This window comes from Streptomyces sp. RK9, assembly GCF_045070545.1.
Classification (GTDB): domain Bacteria; phylum Actinomycetota; class Actinomycetes; order Streptomycetales; family Streptomycetaceae; genus Streptomyces; species Streptomyces alboflavus.
In genome coordinates this window covers 2,647,913-2,666,827 of the sequence record NZ_CP173703.1, presented here as the reverse complement: position 1 = coordinate 2,666,827, position 18,915 = coordinate 2,647,913, and the positions used below count along the sequence as shown (strand labels likewise).

17 protein-coding genes are annotated in these 18,915 nt (G+C 73.7%); 10 read left to right on the top strand and 7 right to left on the bottom strand.

Translation table 11 applies throughout. From position 1 onward, the window contains the following. Positions 1–140 precede the first annotated feature (140 nt). The 5 genes from AB6L24_RS10795 (at position 141) to AB6L24_RS10775 (ending at position 6,954) form a co-directional block, all read left to right on the top strand. Positions 141–1,724 (top strand): S8 family peptidase, encoded by a 1,584-nt coding sequence (locus tag AB6L24_RS10795; protein ID WP_405654585.1) that lies wholly within the window; start codon positions 141–143, stop codon positions 1,722–1,724. A 13-nt stretch (positions 1,725–1,737) separates the two neighbouring features. Next, entirely contained in the window at positions 1,738–3,324 is a 1,587-nt protein-coding gene (locus AB6L24_RS10790; RefSeq protein WP_405654582.1) for a S8 family serine peptidase, read from the top strand. Positions 3,325–3,434: 110 nt separating this feature from the next. After that, complete coding sequence (locus AB6L24_RS10785; protein ID WP_405654581.1) at positions 3,435–4,088, top strand: hypothetical protein; 654 nt, start codon at positions 3,435–3,437, stop codon at positions 4,086–4,088. 7 nt (positions 4,089–4,095) lie between these two features. Further along, entirely contained in the window at positions 4,096–5,568 is a 1,473-nt protein-coding gene (locus AB6L24_RS10780; RefSeq protein ID WP_405654579.1) for a CoA transferase, read from the top strand. A 321-nt stretch (positions 5,569–5,889) separates the two neighbouring features. Beyond that, positions 5,890–6,954, top strand: a complete 1,065-nt coding sequence (locus tag AB6L24_RS10775) for a CopD family protein (RefSeq protein ID WP_405657121.1) — start codon at positions 5,890–5,892, stop codon at positions 6,952–6,954. Here AB6L24_RS10775 and AB6L24_RS10770 read toward each other — a convergent pair. The 7 genes from AB6L24_RS10770 to AB6L24_RS10740 all read right to left on the bottom strand — a co-directional run bounded on the left by AB6L24_RS10770 (position 6,923) and on the right by AB6L24_RS10740 (position 13,785). Continuing rightward, positions 6,923–7,552, bottom strand: coding sequence for a lysoplasmalogenase (locus tag AB6L24_RS10770; RefSeq protein WP_405654577.1), 630 nt, complete (start codon positions 7,550–7,552; stop codon positions 6,923–6,925). The genes AB6L24_RS10775 and AB6L24_RS10770 overlap by 32 nt on opposite strands. A 161-nt stretch (positions 7,553–7,713) precedes the next feature. After that, positions 7,714–8,604, bottom strand: a complete 891-nt coding sequence (locus AB6L24_RS10765) for a sterol desaturase family protein (RefSeq protein WP_405654575.1) — start codon at positions 8,602–8,604, stop codon at positions 7,714–7,716. 145 nt (positions 8,605–8,749) lie between these two features. Next, positions 8,750–9,472, bottom strand: a complete 723-nt coding sequence (locus AB6L24_RS10760) for a VIT family protein (RefSeq protein ID WP_405654573.1) — start codon at positions 9,470–9,472, stop codon at positions 8,750–8,752. 55 nt (positions 9,473–9,527) lie between these two features. Then, entirely contained in the window at positions 9,528–10,778 is a 1,251-nt protein-coding gene (locus tag AB6L24_RS10755; protein ID WP_405654571.1) for an amidohydrolase family protein, read from the bottom strand. Continuing rightward, the gene (locus tag AB6L24_RS10750) at positions 10,775–12,091 is read right to left on the bottom strand and encodes an amidohydrolase family protein (RefSeq protein WP_405654569.1); all 1,317 of its coding nucleotides are present in this window, start codon (positions 12,089–12,091) and stop codon (positions 10,775–10,777) included. Before AB6L24_RS10750 ends, AB6L24_RS10755 begins: the two co-directional genes overlap by 4 nt. Positions 12,092–12,101: 10 nt before the next feature. After that, entirely contained in the window at positions 12,102–12,986 is an 885-nt protein-coding gene (locus AB6L24_RS10745; RefSeq protein ID WP_405654567.1) for an SDR family NAD(P)-dependent oxidoreductase, read from the bottom strand. A 1-nt stretch (position 12,987) separates the two neighbouring features. Next, positions 12,988–13,785: an acetoacetate decarboxylase family protein gene (locus AB6L24_RS10740; RefSeq protein ID WP_405654565.1), complete on the bottom strand. Its 798-nt coding sequence runs from the start codon at positions 13,783–13,785 to the stop codon at positions 12,988–12,990. Between the two features lie 71 nt (positions 13,786–13,856). On the opposite strand from AB6L24_RS10740, the gene AB6L24_RS10735 reads away from it, so the two are divergent. The 5 genes from AB6L24_RS10735 to AB6L24_RS10715 all read left to right on the top strand — a co-directional run bounded on the left by AB6L24_RS10735 (position 13,857) and on the right by AB6L24_RS10715 (position 18,913). Further along, the gene (locus AB6L24_RS10735) at positions 13,857–14,498 is read left to right on the top strand and encodes a TetR/AcrR family transcriptional regulator (protein ID WP_405654563.1); all 642 of its coding nucleotides are present in this window, start codon (positions 13,857–13,859) and stop codon (positions 14,496–14,498) included. Between the two features lie 119 nt (positions 14,499–14,617). After that, on the top strand, positions 14,618–15,706 hold the full coding sequence (locus AB6L24_RS10730) for a DEDDh family exonuclease (protein ID WP_380851069.1): 1,089 nt from the start codon (positions 14,618–14,620) through the stop codon (positions 15,704–15,706). A gap of 93 nt (positions 15,707–15,799) precedes the next feature. Continuing rightward, positions 15,800–16,033 (top strand): hypothetical protein, encoded by a 234-nt coding sequence (locus tag AB6L24_RS10725; RefSeq protein ID WP_087883543.1) that lies wholly within the window; start codon positions 15,800–15,802, stop codon positions 16,031–16,033. Between the two features lie 51 nt (positions 16,034–16,084). Then, positions 16,085–16,921, top strand: coding sequence for an SURF1 family protein (locus tag AB6L24_RS10720; RefSeq protein ID WP_405654560.1), 837 nt, complete (start codon positions 16,085–16,087; stop codon positions 16,919–16,921). Positions 16,922–17,059: 138 nt separating this feature from the next. Further along, positions 17,060–18,913, top strand: coding sequence for a glycoside hydrolase family 15 protein (locus tag AB6L24_RS10715; RefSeq protein WP_405654557.1), 1,854 nt, complete (start codon positions 17,060–17,062; stop codon positions 18,911–18,913). The last annotated feature ends 2 nt before the right edge of the window (positions 18,914–18,915 follow it).

Sequence of the window (18,915 nt, the reverse complement as noted above, 5' to 3'; positions counted from 1 at the left end):
ACGCTTTTCCCGCTTTCTTCGGGAAGCCATTGCTGGCCTGGGAGTTCGGGGGATAACTTCACCCTGCACCACTCGTCATGCACCTGCCCGGGCACCAGCAGTGTTCGGGCAGTTCCGTATCCGGATGATGTGGAGATCCCATGGCTCATCTGCGCTCGTCACGCACGTCGCGCTCCAGACGCCTGGCGCTCGCGCTGCCGCTCGGTGTCGTGCTCGCCGCAGCGGTCGGCTTCGCGCCCGGCGCCGCGACCGCCGCTCCGCTCGACTCTCCCGGCTCCAGCACGGCGCGGGCCGCGGACACCGACGCGGCCGGCAAGCTGGCGTACGTCGTCAACACCAGGTCCGACGCCAAGACCCTGGCGCGGGTGAAGAAGGCGATAGCCAAGGCCGACGGCACGGTCGTCGTCACGTACGCGAAAATTGGCGTGATCGTCGCCCACTCGGCCAATCCGGACTTCGGCAAGACGCTGCGCGACGTGCGCGGTGTCCACTCCGCGGGCGCCACCCGCACCTCGCCGCTCACCCCGGCCGCCACGACGCAGGAGGGCGCGCCGACCTTCGTGTCGAAGGAGCAGGCCAAGGCGCTCAAGCAGCAAGCCGCCGCGGGCAAGGGCGGCGCCGCCGCCCAGGAGCCGCTCGAGGCCGACCAGTGGGACCTGCGGGCCATCGGCGCCGACAAGGCCGCGCAGATCAACCCGGGCAGCAAGAAGGTCACCGTCGGCGTCATCGACACCGGTGTGGACGACACCCACCCCGACCTCGCGCCCAACTTCTCGGCCAAGCAGTCCGCGAGCTGTGTCGGCGGCAAGGCCGACACCTCCCCCGGCGCCTGGCGCCCGGCGAAGCCCGAGCACTACCACGGCACGCACGTGGCGGGCGAGGTCGCCGCCGCGCGCAACAACGTCGGCGTCGCGGGTGTCGCGCCCGGCGTGAAGGTCGCGGGCATCAAGGTGGCCGACCCGGTCAGCGAGCTGTTCTTCCCGGAGAGCGTGGTCTGCGCCTTCGTGTTCGCCGCCGACAACGGCATCGAGATCACCAACAACAGCTACTACGTGGACCCGTGGCTGTACAACTGCAAGGACGACCCGGACCAGCGGGCCATCCTCGACGCGGTCAACCGCGCCCAGCTGTACGCCCAGCGCAAGGGCACCCTGAACCTCGCCTCCGCGGGCAACTCCAACCACGACCTGGACGCGGACGAGATCCTCGACGAGTCGAGCCCCGACGACTCCACGCCGGTCCCCCGCACCATCGACCCGCACGAGTGCCTCGACATCCCGACCCAGCTCCCGGGCGTCGTCACGGTCAGCGCGACGGGCGTGTACAAGGCCAAGTCGTACTACTCGACGTACGGCAACGGCGTCGTCGACATCGCGGCCCCCGGCGGCGACCGGCGCTACCAGAAGCCGACCGACACCCCCTCCAAGGACGGCGGCATCCTCTCCACGATGCCGGGCGGCCAGTACGCGTGGCTGCAGGGCACGTCCATGGCGTCCCCGCACGCGGCCGGTGTCGCGGCGCTCCTGAAGTCCACGCACCCGAAGGCGGGTCCGGCGGAGCTGCAGCGGCTGCTCAAGCGGCAGGCCGACAACCCGGGCTGCCCGACGAAGCCGTACGACCCCGACGGCGACGGCAAGGTCGACGCCGTCTGCAAGGGCGGCAAGAACAAGAACGGCTTCTACGGCCACGGGATCGTCGACGCGCTCGACGCCGTGAAGAAGTAAGGGGAACGGCACCTTGAGCAGCAAGCACACCAGCGGGACCGGCCGGGCCGGACGCCGCGCCGTCGCCCTTCCCCTCGGCGTCGCGGTGATCTCCGCGCTCGCCTTCCTGCCGGGCACCGCGTCCGCCCAGAGCGACGCTCCCGCGGCGCCCTCGGCGCCCGCGGCTCCGGGCGTCGGCGTCCTCGCCGCGGCCGCGGACGGTTCGACGATGAGCTATGTCGTCAACGTCCGCACCGGGCACGGAGGTTGGGCGGCGAAGTACGTCAAGAAGGCCATCGCCAAGGCCGACGGCAAGGTCGTGATCGCGTACGACAGGATCGGTGTGATCGTCGTCCACTCCGCGAACCCCGACTTCGCGAAGACGATCCGCAAGGTCAAGGGCGTGCAGTCGGCCGGTGCCACGCGCACGGCGCCGCTGTCGGCGCAGTCCAGCGACGACATCGACGCCTCGCGTCCGCTGTCCGCCAAGGAGGCCGAGGCCGCCGCGGACAAGGCCGGGGGCGGTCAGGACGAGCTGGAGCCGCTGCAGTGGGACCTGCCCGCCATGAAGGCGGACCAGGCCCACAAGGTGTCCCTCGGCAGCCCGAAGGTGACCGTCGGCGTCCTCGACTCCGGCGTCGACGACACCCACCCGGACATCGCGCCGAACTTCGACAAGCGCGCCTCGGCGAGCTGTCTGGGCGGCGTGCCCACGCAGAAGGACAACGCGTGGCGTCCGGTGGCCAAGGAGAGCGACCACGGCATGCACGTGGCGGGCACCATCGCCGCCGCGAAGAACGGCACCGGCGTCACCGGTGTCGCGCCGGGCGTGAAGGTCGCGAGCCTGAAGGTGGCCGAGCCGGCGACCGGCATGTACTACACGGAGGCCGTCGTCTGCGGCTTCATGTGGGCGGCCGACCACGGCGTGGACGTCACGAACAGCAGCTACTACACCGACCCGTGGCTGTTCAACTGCCGCACCGACGCCGACCAGAAGGCGCTGGTCGACGCGGTCGGGCGGGCGACGAAGTACGCGGAGCGCAAGGGCGCGGTGAACGTCGCCGCGGCCGGCAACGCGAAGACGGACCTCGCCCAGGACGAGATCGTCGACGAGTCCAGCCCGGACGACACGACGCCCGTCACGCGGACCATCAAGACCGCGGACTGCCTCGACATACCGTCGCAGCTCCCGGGCGTGGTGACCGTGTCGTCGACGGGCGCGAAGGGCATCAAGTCGTCGTTCTCGAACTACGGCAAGGGCGTCATCGACATCGCGGCGCCGGGCGGCGACTCCACCGCCTTCCAGAAGCCGCAGCCGCCCGCCACCAGCGGTCTGATCCTGTCGACGCTGCCGGGCGGCAAGTTCGGCTACAAGGCCGGTACGTCGATGGCCTCGCCGCACACCGCGGGCGTGGCCGCGCTCATCAAGTCGACGCACCCGAAGGCCTCCGCGGCCCGGGTGAAGGCCCTGCTGTACCGCCAGGCCGACGCGATGGCGTGCACCGACCCCTACGACATCGACGGCGACGGCAAGGTCGACGCGGTGTGCGCGGGCGGGAAGAACAAGAACGGCTTCTACGGCGTGGGCATGTCCGACGCCCTTGACGCCGTGCGCAAGTAGGGCGCGGGGCGCGAACGGCGCCCCGCCGATGTGACACCTCGCGATGAGCGGGGTGGTGAGGGGCCGGGCGGTGTACGTGCCGTCCGGCCCTTCGCGAGAGGATGCCGCACATGTATGCGTACCAGGACTCGACGTTCGCCTATGAAGGGCAGCAGCAGTGGCGGGCCGAACCCGACCGCCCCGGATGGCAGTTGTGGATCCGGTTCGTGCTGACCGTGCTGGTCCTGCCGGTGTGGTGGCTGCTGCTTCTGGTCATCGCGCTCGCCGCGCTCGTGGTCGCGATGTTCGCCGAGATCCTGACCATCGTCCCGGGCTTCGAGCGCGGCGCCGACCGCGCCATGGACGCCGTCATCGGCAAGGTCTCCGTCTGGCCGCGCTGGGCCGTGACCTGGCCCGAGCTGCGCCACGAGGGCGACACCGCGTTCCACGCCGCGCGGGTCGACGCGTACCTGGACAAGTGGACGAAGCACGCGTCCAGGCCCAGGGCCCCGAAGAAGCCCGCGCCCTCGCCGGAGTGCGAGGTCCCGTGGCGCAAGTACCGGGGCGTCGGCGGCGCGTACGTCGTCGAGGCGGCGGCGCGGCGCGGCTGGGAGCTGCGGCCCTCCGACCCGGCGAAGGAGATCCGGCTGTGGTGGTCGGCGGCTTCGGTGGCGGGGGCCACGGGGCCGGGCGTGGCTGGGCCTGACGTGGCCGAGCCAGGGGCGATGATGCCGGGCACGGCGGGGCCGGGGGCCTCGGGCCGCCCGCCCGCGGGCACGGCATAGTGACTGCATGACGCAATCATCTTTGGGGGACGCCGGTGGGGAGCAGGCGCCCTTGAACGGGCCTGCGGTCCCGGGGCCGTTGGACGGAGCCGCGGTCGCCTGGGACGCGCTCGGGGGCGACCCCGCGCTCCTGTCCCGGCTCTCCCCCGTCGTACGCGAGGACACCCTGCCCGCGCGGCTCCCGGTGCGGGCGCTCGCGCGGTCCTGTGTGGGCGTCTGCGCGCTCGCCGCCGCCGAGTTGACGGCCCTGCGCACGGGGCGGGACGTGCCGCACGCGCGCGTGGACGACGGTTCGGTGGCCGCCGCGTTCACCAGTGAACGGCACCTGCTCGTGAACGGGCGCGCGCCGGAGTCGTTCGCGCCCCTGTCGCGCTTCTGGCGCACCGCCGACGGCTGGGTGCGCACGCACGCCAACTACCCGCACCACCGGGCCCGCCTGCTCGCCGCGCTGGGCCTCGGCGACGGCGAGGCGTCCGTGGAACGCGTCGGCGCCCGCCTCGCGGAGCTGCCCGCTGCCGAGGCCGAGAAGGCGGTGTACGCCGCCGGGGGCCTGGCCGTCGCCCTGCGCACGCCCCAGGAGTGGGCGGCGCATCCGCAGGGGGCCGCGGTGGCCGGGCTCCCCCTGGTGGGCCGGGAGCGGCTCGGTGACGGCACCCCGCCCGCGACGGCGCCCCTCCGGGCCGCGGCCACGGACCCGCTCCTGCCCGCCGCCGGGCTGCGCGTCCTCGACCTCACGCGCGTCATCGCCGGACCGGTCGCCACCCGTACCCTCGCCCTGCTCGGCGCCGACGTGCTGCGCGTCGACCCGCCGCACCTGCCCGAACTCCCCGACCAGCACGCCGACACGGGCTTCGGCAAGCGCTCCGCCACCCTCGACCTCGGCGCCCCCGCGGACCGGCGCGCCTTCGAGGACCTGCTCGCCGGGGCCGACGTGGTCGTGACCGGCTACCGGCCCGGCACCCTCGACCGGTTCGGGCTCGCCCCCGAGGCGCTGGCCGAGCGGCGGCCCGGCCTCGTCGTGGCGCAGCTCTCGGCGTGGGGCACGAGCGGCCCGTGGTCGGGCCGCCGCGGCTTCGACAGCCTGGTGCAGGTGGCCACGGGCATCGCCGTGGCCGAGGGCGCGCCGGACGCGCCCGGTGCGCTGCCCGCGCAGGCGCTGGACCACGGCACGGGGTATCTGCTGGCCGCTGCGGTGCTGCGGGCGCTGTCGGAGCGGCTGAGGGGCACCGCCGACGGCACGGGTGGCGCGGGCGGCGCGGGTGGCACGGGTGGCACGCCTGTGGTGCGGCTCGCCCTCGCGCGGACGGCGGCGTGGCTCACGGGCTGGCCGACGTACACGGCGGAGCCCTGGCTCACCGGGACGGACGGCCCCCTGGGGCGGCTGCGGCACGCCCTGCCGCCGGTGTCCTTCGACGGCGGGCCCGTGAACTGGGAGCGGCCGCCGGGCGGTTGGGGCGGGGATGCCCCTGTGTGGCGGTGAGCGGGGCCGGATGGGCGGAATGACATTCCGCCAGTTGTTTGCCCGGACTTGCCCGGGAGTGCGACGACTGGTGAAGATCTTGTGGTGAGCTCCATACGACCGCCAGGGGACCCGGGAGGCGAGGCCACGGCCCGGACGGCCGCCGCCTCGTCGCACACAGGGTATTCGGCCCCGCCGCACCGTCCGGGGTACGCGGGCCCGGCCGACGCGCACGCGGCCCCGCCCGACACGACGCGTCCGGCCGCGCCCGACACGGCGTATCCGGACCCGGCGGACACGCTGCACCTCACCGTGCGGCGCACTCCGGATCCGGCCGACACCTTGCACCTCACCGTGCGGCGTGCGGAGCACCCCTCCGCGCCGCCCGCCGCACCCCAGGCACCCCAGGCACCCCAGGCACCCCAAGCCTCCGCGCCCCGCCGCCCGTCCTCCCGCCGTGCCGTCGCCGTGCTCGTCCTCGTGGCCGTCGCGGCCGTGGTGCCGCTCTTCGGGCCCAGCGCCGTCCTGGACGGCACCGGTGAGGCCGAGGCGCCGGGCACGCCGGGCATCACGTTCCTGCGGACGGTCCTGTTCGCCGCGCTGTGCGTGCAGGTGGGCGAGGTGTTCGTGCGGCGGCTCGCGCGCCGGGTGCCGGGGGCGCCGCTCGCATCGGCGCCGCCGGGGTGGGGGTGGTGGGCGGCCGTCGCGGGCGGTGTCGCCGCGCTCGGCCTCGCCTCGATCGTGGCCAGCGGCAACCTGGTGCCGCACCAGCCGTCCGACCTGGACATCGGCGGCCTGTACCAGTCGCGGGACGGCCGCCTCGCACTCCTCGAGGTCAACGCCTTCGTCGTGGCCGCCCTGTGCGCCCGCTCGCGCCGCCCGGACAGCGCCGTCCTGCCGCTGGCCGCCGTGATCGTGGCGGAGGCGCTGCGTGCCCACCCGCCGACGGAGGAGGCCGCGCTCGTCGGCTCGGGGCTCACCCTGGTGCACCTGACGTGCGCGGCGCTGTGGGCGGGCGGCCTGCTGTACGCGCTGCGTACGCTGCGGAGCTGGCGAAGGACCGCCCCGGAGGCGGGCGTTGCCGTGCTCGGCCGCTACGCGCGCGTGGCCGCCGTCCTGTTCGCCGCGATCACCGCCAGCGGAATCGTCAGCACGCTGCGCCGCATGCCGCCGGACACCGTGGCCGACCAGCTGACGGACACCGCGTACGGCCGCACCCTGCTCGCCAAGGTGCTGCTCGTGGCGGTCGTCGCCGTCCTCGCGCTGCTCTCCCGGCGCCGTCTGAAGCGGTCGCCCGGGGCCACGCTCAGCACGTACGCGCCCGCGCGCGCCGAGGTGATGGCGCTCGGGGCCGTGGTCGCGGTGTCGGCGCTGCTCACCGTCGTTCCGGTGCCGATCCGTTGGTGAGGGTGGCGGTGAGCACGCCCCGGGTCAGGAGGGCCTGGGCGGCCAGGTAGGTCAGCATGACCCAGAAGTCGGGGCGGGGCGCCTGGGGCCAGTCGGCGACGTCCGTGGCGATGAGGGTGTCCGAGAGCAGGAAGAGGCCGCCGCCCGCCGCGGCGGTCAGGCCGAGGGTGGTCGCGCCGAAGGCCATGGCCGTCAGGAGCAGGCTGTAGCCCGCCACCGGGATCCGCATGTCCGACGGCAGGTCGGGCCACAGGAGCGCCACGGTGACGATCAGGGCGCAGGCGTAGGTGGCCACGACGAAGGTGCCCCGGGCCGGGGCGTGGTGCTCGCCGTGTCTGCGGAACAGGACGAGGTAGCAGAGGTGGCCGATGGCGAAGGAGCCCATGCCCGCGAGGAAGAGGGGGTCGGCGTCGCCGAGGAGGAGGACGTCCCCGCCCCAGCCGAAGAGGAGGGCTGCCGTCAAGAGGGGTGGGCCTTTGCGGAGGATCACGTAGGCCGCGAGCAGGGGCATGAGGAGCGGCTTCAGTACCGTGTGGCCCGGGTCGGACCCGAGGGCCAGGGAGGCCAGGTCTCCGGCTGCCGCCAGGGCGAAGGCCACGAGTGCGGCTGTGCCGTAGCGGTGCCTCGTGAGCGTAGGCGTCTGCGCACTCGGCACCGGGGGTTGTGCCCACCCGTTCCGCCCTGCGGAACGATTGCCCACAACGGCGGACCTCGATGTCGGCTCACCGCGGGCCACGCCCCGGCCCGGCTCCGCGCGGCTCACGCCGCGGGCTCCGTCGTGCGTTCCCGCGTCGGCGTCGGCGCCGCGGCCGGTGGCTGGGGCGGCTGCCAGCCCGGGCCCCGGAAGACGTGGCCCGCCCGGGCGCTCCAGGTGGATGCCTGTTTCAGGTCCCTGGCGATCGCCGCGTACTCGTGGGTGGCGACGCGCAGCGGGTTGTACGTCGTGATGTTCTTCGTGAGGCCGTAGACCGGGCGGTCGGTCTCGGGGACCCAGGAGCGGAACAGGCGGTCCCAGACGATCAGGATGCCGCCGAAGTTGCGGTCCAGGTAGCCGCCCTGCGAGGCGTGGTGGACGCGGTGGTGGGACGGGGTGTTGAAGACGTACTCGATGGGCCGGGGCAGCTTGCCGATGCGTTCGGTGTGGATCCAGAACTGGTAGACGAGGTTCGTCGCGGAGCAGAAGGCGAGGGCGGCCGGGTGCACGCCGAGGGCGATCAGCGGCAGGTAGAACGGCCACACCGTGAGGCTCGTCCAGGGCTGGCGGAGCGCGGTGGTGAGGTTGAACTTCTCGCTGGAGTGGTGCACCACGTGGCAGGCCCACAGGACGCGGATCACGTGGTGGCCGCGGTGCGACCAGTAGTAGAAGAAGTCCTGCGCGAGCAGCATCAGCGGGATCGTCCACCACAGGACGGGCACGCGCAGCGGCGTCAGCGCGTACACCCCGGAGTAGACGGCGACGATCGGGATCTTCCAGAGGAAGTCGAAGGCCAGGCTGCCGAGCCCCATGGTGATGCTCGTGGCGGCGTCCTTGGTCTCGTACCCGGCGGCGTCCTCGTCGGGGTGGACCCGGTGGCTGATGATCTCGACGACCGTGAGCACCACGAAGGCGGGGATGGACCACAGCACGACATCGGGCAGGTTCGGGGACATGCGTGCACGGTAGAACGGCCTCTGGGCTGCCGCTAGGGGTTGTTACCGATAAGTATTACCGTGGGTACGGCCCCGGTTTTTGGTGATCTCCGCCAATGCGGGGCCCAGGCTCCCCCCGTGCGGGGCGCAGGTCCGGACCACCGCCTCACACCCCGGCCGCGCCGAGCAGCGCCCCCGCCCCGTACGTCACCGCCATCGCGAGCGCCCCGCCCGCCACGTTCCGCACGACGGCGGGCCGCACCGCGGCGGAGCCGAGCCGGGCGCTGCTGAGGCCGGTGAGGGCGAGCGCGCCGAGCACCGAGAGGACGGTGACGCCGAGGCGCAGGTCGGCGGGCGGGAGCACCATGGCGAGCAGCGGGAGCAGCGCGCCCGCGGTGAACGCGAGGAAGCTCGCCCACGCGGCGTGCCAGGGGTTGGTCAGCTCGTCGGGGTCGATGCCGAGCTCCACGCGCGCGTGGGCGCGCAGGGCGTCCCGCTCGGTGAGCTGCACGGCGGCCTCGCGGGCCACGTCACGGCTGAGGCCGCGCTCTTCGAGGAGGTCGGTCAGCTCGGCGAGTTCGGCCTCGGGCTGCTCGCGCAGTTCGCGCTTCTCCAGGGCCAGGGCGGCCTTCTCGGAGTCGCGCTGGGTGGACACCGAGACGTACTCGCCCGCGGCCATCGACATCGACCCGGCGAGCAGTCCGGCGAGGCCCGCCGTCAGGATCGTGGCGCGCTCGTCGGTGGCGCCGGCGACGCCGACGACGAGGCCCGCGGTGGACACGATGCCGTCGTTGGCGCCGAGCACCGCGGCCCGCAGCCAGTTGAGGCGGGTGCCGAGCGCACCGCCGTGGGCCTCGTCGTGGTCGGGGGCCGGCGCCTGATCGCTCATCCGGGGAGGGTCTCACCCGGTGCGCCGCCCGTGCGGCAGCGGCGCACCGGGAGGCTCACCAGACCCTCGTCTGCCCGCCGGGCGCGAACACCGGGCTCGTCGCCCCGGCCGGGGCCTCCTTCAGGGGTTCGGCGAGCTCCTGGACGGTGGGCCCGACGCGCGCCGCGACGGCGTCGAGGCGCCCCAGGTCGAAGCCGTACACGCGGGCCGCGTTGCCGCCCGCCATGGCCGCGACCTCGGCCGGGGGCAGGCCCGCGTAGGCGGCGCGCAGGCCCTCGCGCGAGAAGGGGTGGGTGCCCTCGTCGTGCGGGTAGTCGCTGCCCCACATGATCTTGTCGAGGCCGACGCGGTCGCGCACCGCCGCCTCGTGCGGACGCATGAAGCTGGCGCCGACGAAGCAGTTGTCCCGCCACACCTCGGAGGGACCCTTGCCCATGGCCTCGGAGAGCCCGGCGCCGAACTTGGCCTCGGCGGTGTCCCGGCGCGCGACGGCCGCGACGAGCCGCCCGTGGTAGTAGTCCAGCATCGCGAGCACGCCCGGGATCCAGCCGGAGCCCTGCTCGGTGAGGACCAGCTTCAGCTCGGGGTGGCGCCGGAAAGCGCCGCCGAACATCAGGTGCCACAGCGCCCGGTGGGAGAACCACGTCGTCTCCACCATGAACACCGCGCGCGCGGCGGGCTCGTCGCCGAGCGGCGGCGAGGCCGAGCCCGCGTGGTGGTTCACGGGCACGCCGAGCTCCGCGCAGACCGCCCACAGCGGGTCGTACGTCTGCGAGTACAGCTCGGGCAGGCCCGACCCCGGCGGCGTGCCGGGCACGAGGACCCCGCCGGTGAGACCCGCGTCGACGCACCGGCGGACCTCCCTGACGGCCTCGTCGACGTCGTTGAGCAGGATCTGGAAGACGCCCGCGCGGCGCCCGGGTGCCGCCGCGCAGAAGTCCGCGAGCCAGCGGTTGTGGGCGCGCAGTCCGGCCCAGCGCTGCTCGTACTCCTGCCGGGTCGGCGCCGGGGCCATCAGGGACGCCGACGGGAAGAACGGCGGGATGGTGTTCGGGAACACCACCTCGGCGACGATGCCGTCGGCCTCCAGCTCGGCGACGCGGCGGTCGGAGTTCCAGTTGCGGTCGGCGGTGTCGGCGAGCAGGTCCTCGTACGGATTGACGTAGGTGGCCGCCCAGGCGTCGAAGGCCTCGTGGTGGCGGGCGGCCAGGTAGGGCTTGTAGTCGAGGAGGTCGGCGCCGGCGTGGCAGTCGGCGGAGATGACGGTGTAGCGGTCGGTGTCGGCGTACGTCCTTGTGTCCGTCATGGGGTCACCCCGAGCGTCGGGAAGTCGTGGCCGGTCAGCCAGTGGCGGCCCGTCTCGCGCGAGCGGGCCCAGGAGGCCGCTACGGCGCGCTGGTCGGAGTCCTGGCCGAGGTCGGCGGGGGTCGGGCCGATGCGGCGGGCCAGCGGGGCGAGCTTCGCGGTGTCGAAGCCGAAGACCTCGGCCGCGGCGAGGCCCAGCATGCGGCGGGTCTCGTCGACGGGGATGTCGTGGAAGGTCCTCGCGAGCCACGCGCGCGTGTCGGGCCAGGTGCCCTCGGGGTGCGGGAAGTCGCTGCCCCAGAGGATGTTGTCGACGCCGATCTCGTAGCGCTGGGCCAGCTCGCGGCGCTTGGTGTTGGTGGCGCAGACGAAGATCTGCCGGTCCAGGTACTCGTGCGGCGGGCGCTTCAGCTCGGCGAACGGCGACAGCTTCTTGCCGCCGTGCGCGCCCAGGTACAGCCGGTCCATGAACCACAGCAGGTTCGGCAGCCACCAGCAGCCCGACTCCGCGACCCCGAACCTGAGCCCCGGGTGCCGCTCGAAGACCCCGGACCAGAGCAGGAACCACAGGGGGCGGGCGGGCCACCAGGTCACTTCGGAGACGTAGATGCCGAGGTGGTCGCCGTACTCGTCGCGGGGCGCGGCCCCGGAGTGGGTGAGCACGGGCATCGCGCACTCGGCCGCGGCGGCCCATACGGGGTCGTAACGCCGGTCGTGGTAGGGCGCCTTGTCGACCCACATGGAGGGGATCATCAGGGCGCCGAGCCCCGACTCCTTGGCGCGGTGGATCTCGGCGACGACCCGGTCGACCTCTCCGGTGACGGGCAGCAGGGCGACGCCGCAGTGCCGTTCGGGGTTCCCCGACACGAAGTCGGCGAGCCAGCGGTTGTGCGCCCGGGCGCCCGCCATGCCGAGGTCGGGGTCCTGGTCCCCGGAGAGGCCGAGGCCCACTCCGAAGGGCGCGGCGGTCCGGCTGTCCACGGCGTCGGCGTCCGGGAAGACGACCTCCGCGGCCACCCCGTCGCCGTCCAGCTCCTTGAGCCGCTGCGCGGGGTCCCAGCCGCCCCTGAGGCCTTCCTCGTTGTCGCTGAACCACCGGTCGGCGAAGGCCTCGTTGCGGATGCCGAGCCGGGTCATCTCCTCGCGGCGCCGCTCGCGCCCGCCGAGGAACTCGTCGAAGTCCCGGTGGAACCGGGCGTCCAGGTAGGGCCGGTACTCCTCGGTGGGCAGACCGGCGTGGCAGTCGGAGGACACGATCACATAGGGCTCCGCGAAGCCCTGTCGGGATTCTTCGGTGTCGTGCGGGTCCGTCATGGCGGCTCCCTCAGTCCAGGATGAAGCTCTCCAGGTACGACGGGTCGGTCCGGCCGAGCATCGACTGCGCGCGGGCCCGGATCTGCCGGTCGCTGTGCTCGCTCGCGGGCAGCAGCCAGAAGCGGCCCGCCGCGACGCCCTCGGCCACCAGGTCCGCCACGTCCTCCACGGGCGTGAACGCGACCTCCTGCCCGGCCTCGCGCATGGCCGCCTCCCACTGGCCGAGGCTGCGGTAGGGCGTCCTGCGGGGGCGGGACTTGGCGTACCGCTCGGGGCGGTTGCGGTGCGACTCCCACAGGCCGGTGCGCAGCATGTGCGGCCCGGGGAAGAGCACGGAGGCGCCCACGCGCGCGTGCTCCGCCTTGAGGTGCGCGTACAGGGACTCCGTCATCGTCACGACGGCCGCCTTGGTGACCGCGTACACGGACGCCGTCGGCAGCGGCGCGATACCGCCGTCCCCGGAGGAGGTGTTGACGACGTGGCCCTCCTCGCCGCCCGCGAGCATGCGCGGCACGAACGCCTGGATGCCGTGGAAGACACCCCACACGTTGACTTCGAAGGCCCACTTCCAGTCGTTCGGATCGTGCTCCCACATCCGGCCCTCGGCGCCGGAGCCGACCCCGGCGTTGTTGCACAGGACGTGCACGGCGCCGAACCGGTCGTACGTGTCGTCGGCGAGTGCGGCGACCTGCTCGCGCACGCCGACGTCGACCACGCGCGCGTGCACGCTCGCCCCGTCCGCGCGCAGCCCGGCCGCCGCCTTCTCCAGGGCGTCCGCCTCGACGTCGGCGAGCACGACGGTGAGGCCGTCCGCCGCGAACCGCCGTGCGAGGGCGAGCCCGACGCCGCTCGCCGCGCCCGTGACGACGGCGACCTGCCCCCGGCGCAGCTCCATGTCAGACGCTCCCCTCGGGCGGGCCGTCCAGGATCTGCCGCGGGTCGTCGTAGCGCTGGTGGATGTAGGGCAGCAGCGCCTGCGCGTCGACGCGCTCCACCACCCTGCCCCGCTGGTCGCTGGTCTTCTCGCCGATGGTCAGCTCCACCAGGCGGCGCACGGGCAGGTCCGCCACCGGGTCGTACATCGACTCGCGCAGCACCACGTCCCCGGTGACGCTCTCCAGCCTGCGGACCCGCTCCTCGCGTACGCAGTGCACGAGCACCGGGTCCGTGTCGAAGCCCGAACCGTCCACCGCGGGCAGGAACTTGAAGTAGAAGTCGGTCTTCCGCGTGGGCTCCGGCAGCGGCAGGCTCCCGCTCACGGCGCCGCGCACCTCCACGAACGCGATGCCGTGCCGGGCCATGGCGGCCCGCACCACCAGGCCGTCGCGCTCGACGGTGACGTCGCCCAGCTTCTTGGGCTCGCCGAAGACCTCACGGCCGCCGGTCAGTGCGCGCTCGTGCGTCATCGGCATCACCAGCGGATACCAGCCCGCCACCCCGCCGTGCTCCGCCGCGACGGCCACCGAACCCGCGCCCAGCGGATAGCCCGCGAGCTCCACCCTGCTGATGCCTGCCCGCACCAGGGGGCGGCCCGCGGGCTTCAGTGGCGGTGGCAGGACCGCCGCCACCACGTCCGGGTCGCTCTCCCACACGGCCACCACTCCCGTGGACCAGATGTCGGGGAGCCTGGTGTTCGCGGTGCGCGTCGCGGCCATTTCGGCCTCGGTGCGCGCGCCGTAGCGTACGCGTGCCATGCCGTACCACCCTTCGCCGACGGGCTGTCAGATACTTGCGGCGGTTCTGTAACACAGTTACAACAGGAGCCGTGAAGGGTAAAGAGACGCGTGCGCATCTGGACCGGGAACAGGTCATCGCCGCCGCCGCGGGCCTCGTCAAGCAGCACGGTCCCGACGCCCTGACCATGCGGGGGCTCGCCGCCGAGCTGGGCACGGCCGTCACCTCGATCTACTGGCACGTCGGCAACCGCGAGCAGCTCCTTGACGCCCTCGTCGAGCGCACCGTCGCCGAGCTCGGGGAGATCCGGCCGGGCGGGGGCACGCCCGCCCGGCGCATCGTGTCCGTGGCGCGCGCCCTGCGCCGGCTCCTTCGCGACCACCCGCACCTCATCGCGATGGTCCACGAACGCGGCCTGACGGAGCGGATGTTCCTGCCCGCGCAGCGGGCCCTGGTGCACGAGGTGCACGCGGCGGGGCTGCGCGGCGCCCGGGCCGCCGACGCCGTGCGCGCCGTCCAGATCCATGTCGTCGGTCACGTCCTGGTCGAGCGCAACCGCGAGCGGGCGCCGGTGCAGCGCCCCGGCGAGCAGGAACTGTGGGACGCGCGGGCCGCCGAGCAGGACCCGGCCCTCGCCCGCGCCCTCGCCCGGCCGCCGGACACGGAGCGGCTGTTCACCCTGTCGGTGCGGGCCCTGGTGGCGGGGTTGCTCGAACCCCCCTCCGGAGACTGACGGTCCGGCACGGAAGCCGCCGCCACCACCCCCGCGAGGTGACCGCCCCGGCCCCGGAAAGGTGACTGCCCCCGGCCCTGGGACCTGACTGTCAGTCGCGGCCCGTATCCTCATGGACCATGCTCGAAGACCGCACGACCGCACCGCCGACCGCGACATCGGCGAGTCCGGCCACTCCGGCGACGACCGACGCGACGGCGCCGGGGTCCGAGACCCCCTGGCCGACCGCCTACCCCTCCGGGTACGCGGTCGTCGACGTCGAGACCACCGGCCTGTCCAGAGACGACCGGATCATCTCGGCCGCGGTCTACCGCCTGGACGCCCGCGGCGACGTCGAGGACCACTGGTACACGCTGGTGAACCCGCAGCGCGACCCGGGCCCGGTCTGGATCCACGGTCTGACGAGCGACAAGCTTGCCGACGCCCCGCTCTTCGCGGACATCGCCGAGGAGTTCGCGACCCGCCTCGCGGACCGCGTCCTCGTCGCGCACAACGCCGTCTTCGACTGGTCGATGATCGCCAGGGAGTACGCCCGCGCGGAGCGCACCGCCCCCGTCCGGCAGCGCCTGTGCACCATCGCGCTCTCCAAGGAGCTCGGCCTGCCGCTGCCCAACCACAAGCTGGAGTCCCTCGCCGCCCACTTCGGCGTCGTCCAGCGCCAGGCCCACCACGCCCTCGACGACGCCCGGGTCCTCGCCGAGGCGTTCCGGCCGAGCCTGCGCGCGGCGGCGAGCGACGGCGTGCGGCTACCGCTCCTGGAGTGCCGCCCGCTCACCGAGTGGTCCGACGGCGGCGCCCGCATCGGCCGCCAGGGCGGGCCCGCCACCGGCTCCTCCACGTCGTCGTTCTCGGCGTACTCCTCGTACCAGTCCGGCAGTTGGCGCCCCTCCCGCAAGCGCCCCGCCTGCCCGTTCCCGAACCCGGGGCGGTGGGAGGACGGCAAGCCGCTCAAGCAGGGCATGCGCGTCGCCTTCTCCGGGGACACCTCCGTGGACCGCGAGCTCCTGGAGGACCGGGCGTTCGAGGCGGGCCTGCACATCGCGACGAGCGTGTCGCGGCTGACGAGCCTCCTCGTCACGAACGACCCGGACTCCGGCACGTCGAAGACGACGAAGGCCCGGGCGTACGGCACTCCGGTCATCGACGAGGCGGCCTTCGGCCAGCTCCTCCAGGACGTGGCCCCGGCGGAGACCCCGGCAGAAAGATGACCGCCACACGGTCCGCGTCAGACGGGTGATTGCCGGGCGACTCGCCCGTCCGCCGCTCGCCCCACGCCGCCGCCGCGTCCCACTCTGTGGCGCATGGCACGTTGTGAGGTCTGCGGAAACGACTACGGCATGTCCTTCGAAGTTCATGCCCAGGGTGCGGTGCACGTCTTCGACTGCTTCGCCTGCGCCATCCACCGCATGGCGCCCATCTGCGAGCACTGCCGGTGCCGCATCATCGGGCAGGGCGTCGAGGTCGAGGGTCACTGGTACTGCGGGGCGCACTGCGCCCGCGCGGAGGGGCGGGTGGGGATCGTCGACCGGGTGTGAGCGGGGGCCCTCCCGTCGGAGGGCTTTCCCACGCGGGGTAACGTCGAAGCCGTGTACCGCTTCCTCCTGACCCGCCAATGGGTGATCCTCACCCTCGTCGGCCTCGTCCTCATCCCCGTGATGATCGAGCTGGGCTTCTGGCAGCTGCACCGCCACGAGAAGCGCGTGGCGCACAACCAGAAGATCGGCAGGGCGCTCGACGCCGCGCCGGTCCCCGCCGAGCGGCTGACCGCGCCGGGCCGTGACGTACCGGACTCCGCGGTCTACCGCCGGGTGACGGCCAAGGGCACCTTCGACCCCGAGGACGAGGTCGTCGTGCGCCGCCGCACCAACTCCGACGACGAGGTCGGCTTCCACGTCCTGACCCCGTTCGTCCTCGACGACGGCAAGGTGCTGCTCGTCAACCGCGGCTGGATCCCGGCGGACGGCCCCCAGACCGCCTTCCCGAAGATCCCCGCCCCGCCCCGCGGCGAGATCACCGTCACCGGCCGGCTCATGGGCGACGAGACGTCCGCGGCCAGCGGCATCAAGGACGTACGCGGACTGCCCGACCGCCAGATCATGCTGATCAGCAGCGGGCAGCAGGCGCACGCCCTGGGCAAGAAGGTGCTCGGCGGCTACATCGAGCAGACCGCGCCGGACCACGGCGGCTCCCCCCAGCTCCTCGCCGAGCCCGACCACAGCGGGATCGGCGCGCACATGGCGTACGCCGTGCAGTGGTGGCTGTTCGCCGCCGGGGTGCCCGCGGGCTGGATCGTCCTTGTCCGGCGCGAGCGCAAGGACCGCATCGAGGCGGCGGCGCGGGCGGCGGCGGAGCAGGCGGAGGACGGCGAGGAGGCCGAGGCGGCTTCCCCGGCGACGGCCCAGGCCTCCCCCGGGACGGCCTGACCCCGGCGCACCCGACCCGCCCGGCGCACCCGACCCGCCGAAACTCCCGCCCCACCCGGCGCACCCGACCCGCCCGACCCTGCGGACCCCCGCCCCCTGTTCCGGTTGACACGTCGCCGAACCGGGAAGCCGTCACCCGTGTCACAACCCCAGCGCCGCCCCATCGAGGACTACGCCCTGATCGGCGACCACCAGACGGCCGCCCTGGTCTCCCGCACCGGATCCGTGGACTGGCTGTGCCTGCCGCGCTTCGACTCCGGGGCCTGTTTCGCCGCGCTCCTGGGCGACGAAGAGAACGGCCACTGGCGCCTCGCGCCGAAGGACGCCGACGTCTGCACCCGCCGCGCCTACCGCCCCGACACCCTCGTCCTCGACACCGAGTGGGACACCCCGGACGGCTCGGTCCGCGTGACCGACTTCATGCCGCAGCGCGACCGCGCCCCCGACCTCGTCCGCGTCGTCGAGGGCCTCCGGGGCGAGGTGACCGTGGACAGCACGCTCCGGCTGCGCTTCGACCACGGCTCGATCGTGCCGTGGATGCGCCGCGCCGACGGCCACCGGGTGGCGGTCGCGGGCCCCGACTCCGTGTGGCTGCGCACCGATCCGGAGGTCCGTACCGAGGGCCGCGACTTCACCACGTACTCCGAGTTCACCGTGGCCGCCGGGCAGCGCGTGACGTTCGTCCTCACCTGGCACCCCTCGCACGAACCGGCCCCGAAGCCGCTCGACACCGAACAGGCGCTGCGCGACAGCGTCGATGACTGGCGGGCCTGGGCGGCCCGCTGCCGCTACGAAGGCCCTCATCGCGACGCGGTCATACGCTCCCTCATCACCCTCAAGGCCCTCACCTACGCCCCGACCGGCGGCATCGTCGCCGCCCCCACCACCTCCCTGCCCGAGGAGATCGGCGGCGTCCGCAACTGGGACTACCGCTACTGCTGGCTGCGCGACTCCACGCTCACGCTCGGCGCGCTGCTCGCCGCGGGCTACCTGGAGGAGGCCGAGGCGTGGCGCGACTGGCTGCTGCGCGCGGTGGCGGGCGACCCCGCCGACCTCCAGATCATGTACGGCCTCGCGGGTGAGCGGCGGCTGCCGGAGTACGAGGCGGGGTGGCTGCCCGGGTACGAGGGCTCGGCGCCCGTGCGCATCGGCAACCGGGCGGTCAGCCAGCGCCAGCTCGACGTCTACGGAGAGGTCGTCGACTCCCTCACCCTGGCCCGCCGCGCCGGCCTCGCCACCCGCCCGCACGGCTGGCGGCTTCAGCTCTCCCTCATGGAGTTCCTGCGCCACTGCTGGCGCGAGAAGGACGAGGGCCTGTGGGAGGTGCGCGGCCCGCGCCGGCACTTCGTGCACTCCAAAGTGATGGCGTGGGTCGCCGCGGACCGCACCGTGCGCGCGATGGAGGACGACCCGGCGCTGCCCGGCGACGTGACGCGCTGGCGGCGGCTGCGCGACGACATCCACGCGGAGGTCTGCGCCCGCGGCTACGACGCGGAGCGCCGCACCTTCACGCAGTCGTACGGCTCGCGCGAGCTCGACGCCGCGCTGCTCCTGATCCCGCGCGTGGGGTTCCTGCCGCCGGACGACCCGCGGGTGATCGGCACGATCGAGGCGGTGCGGGACGAACTGGGCATGCGCGAGGGGCTGCTGCGGCGGTACTCGGTCGAGGGCGCCGTGGTGGACGACGCCGTCCCCGCGCCCACGGCCACCGTGGACGGCCTCACGGCCACCGTGGACGGCCTGCCCGGCGGCGAGGGAACCTTCCTCGTCTGCTCCTTCTGGCTCGCCGACGCGCTGCACCTCACCGACCGCACCAAGGAGGCCCGCGCCCTCTTCGAGCGGCTGCTCGCGCTCCGCAACGACGTGGGGCTGCTCGCGGAGGAGTACGACCCCGTGGCCGCGCGCCAGTTGGGCAACTTCCCGCAGGCCTTCAGCCACGTGGGCCTCGTGGGCACCGCCCTCGCCCTCTTCGGCACCGACGCGGCAGGATAGGA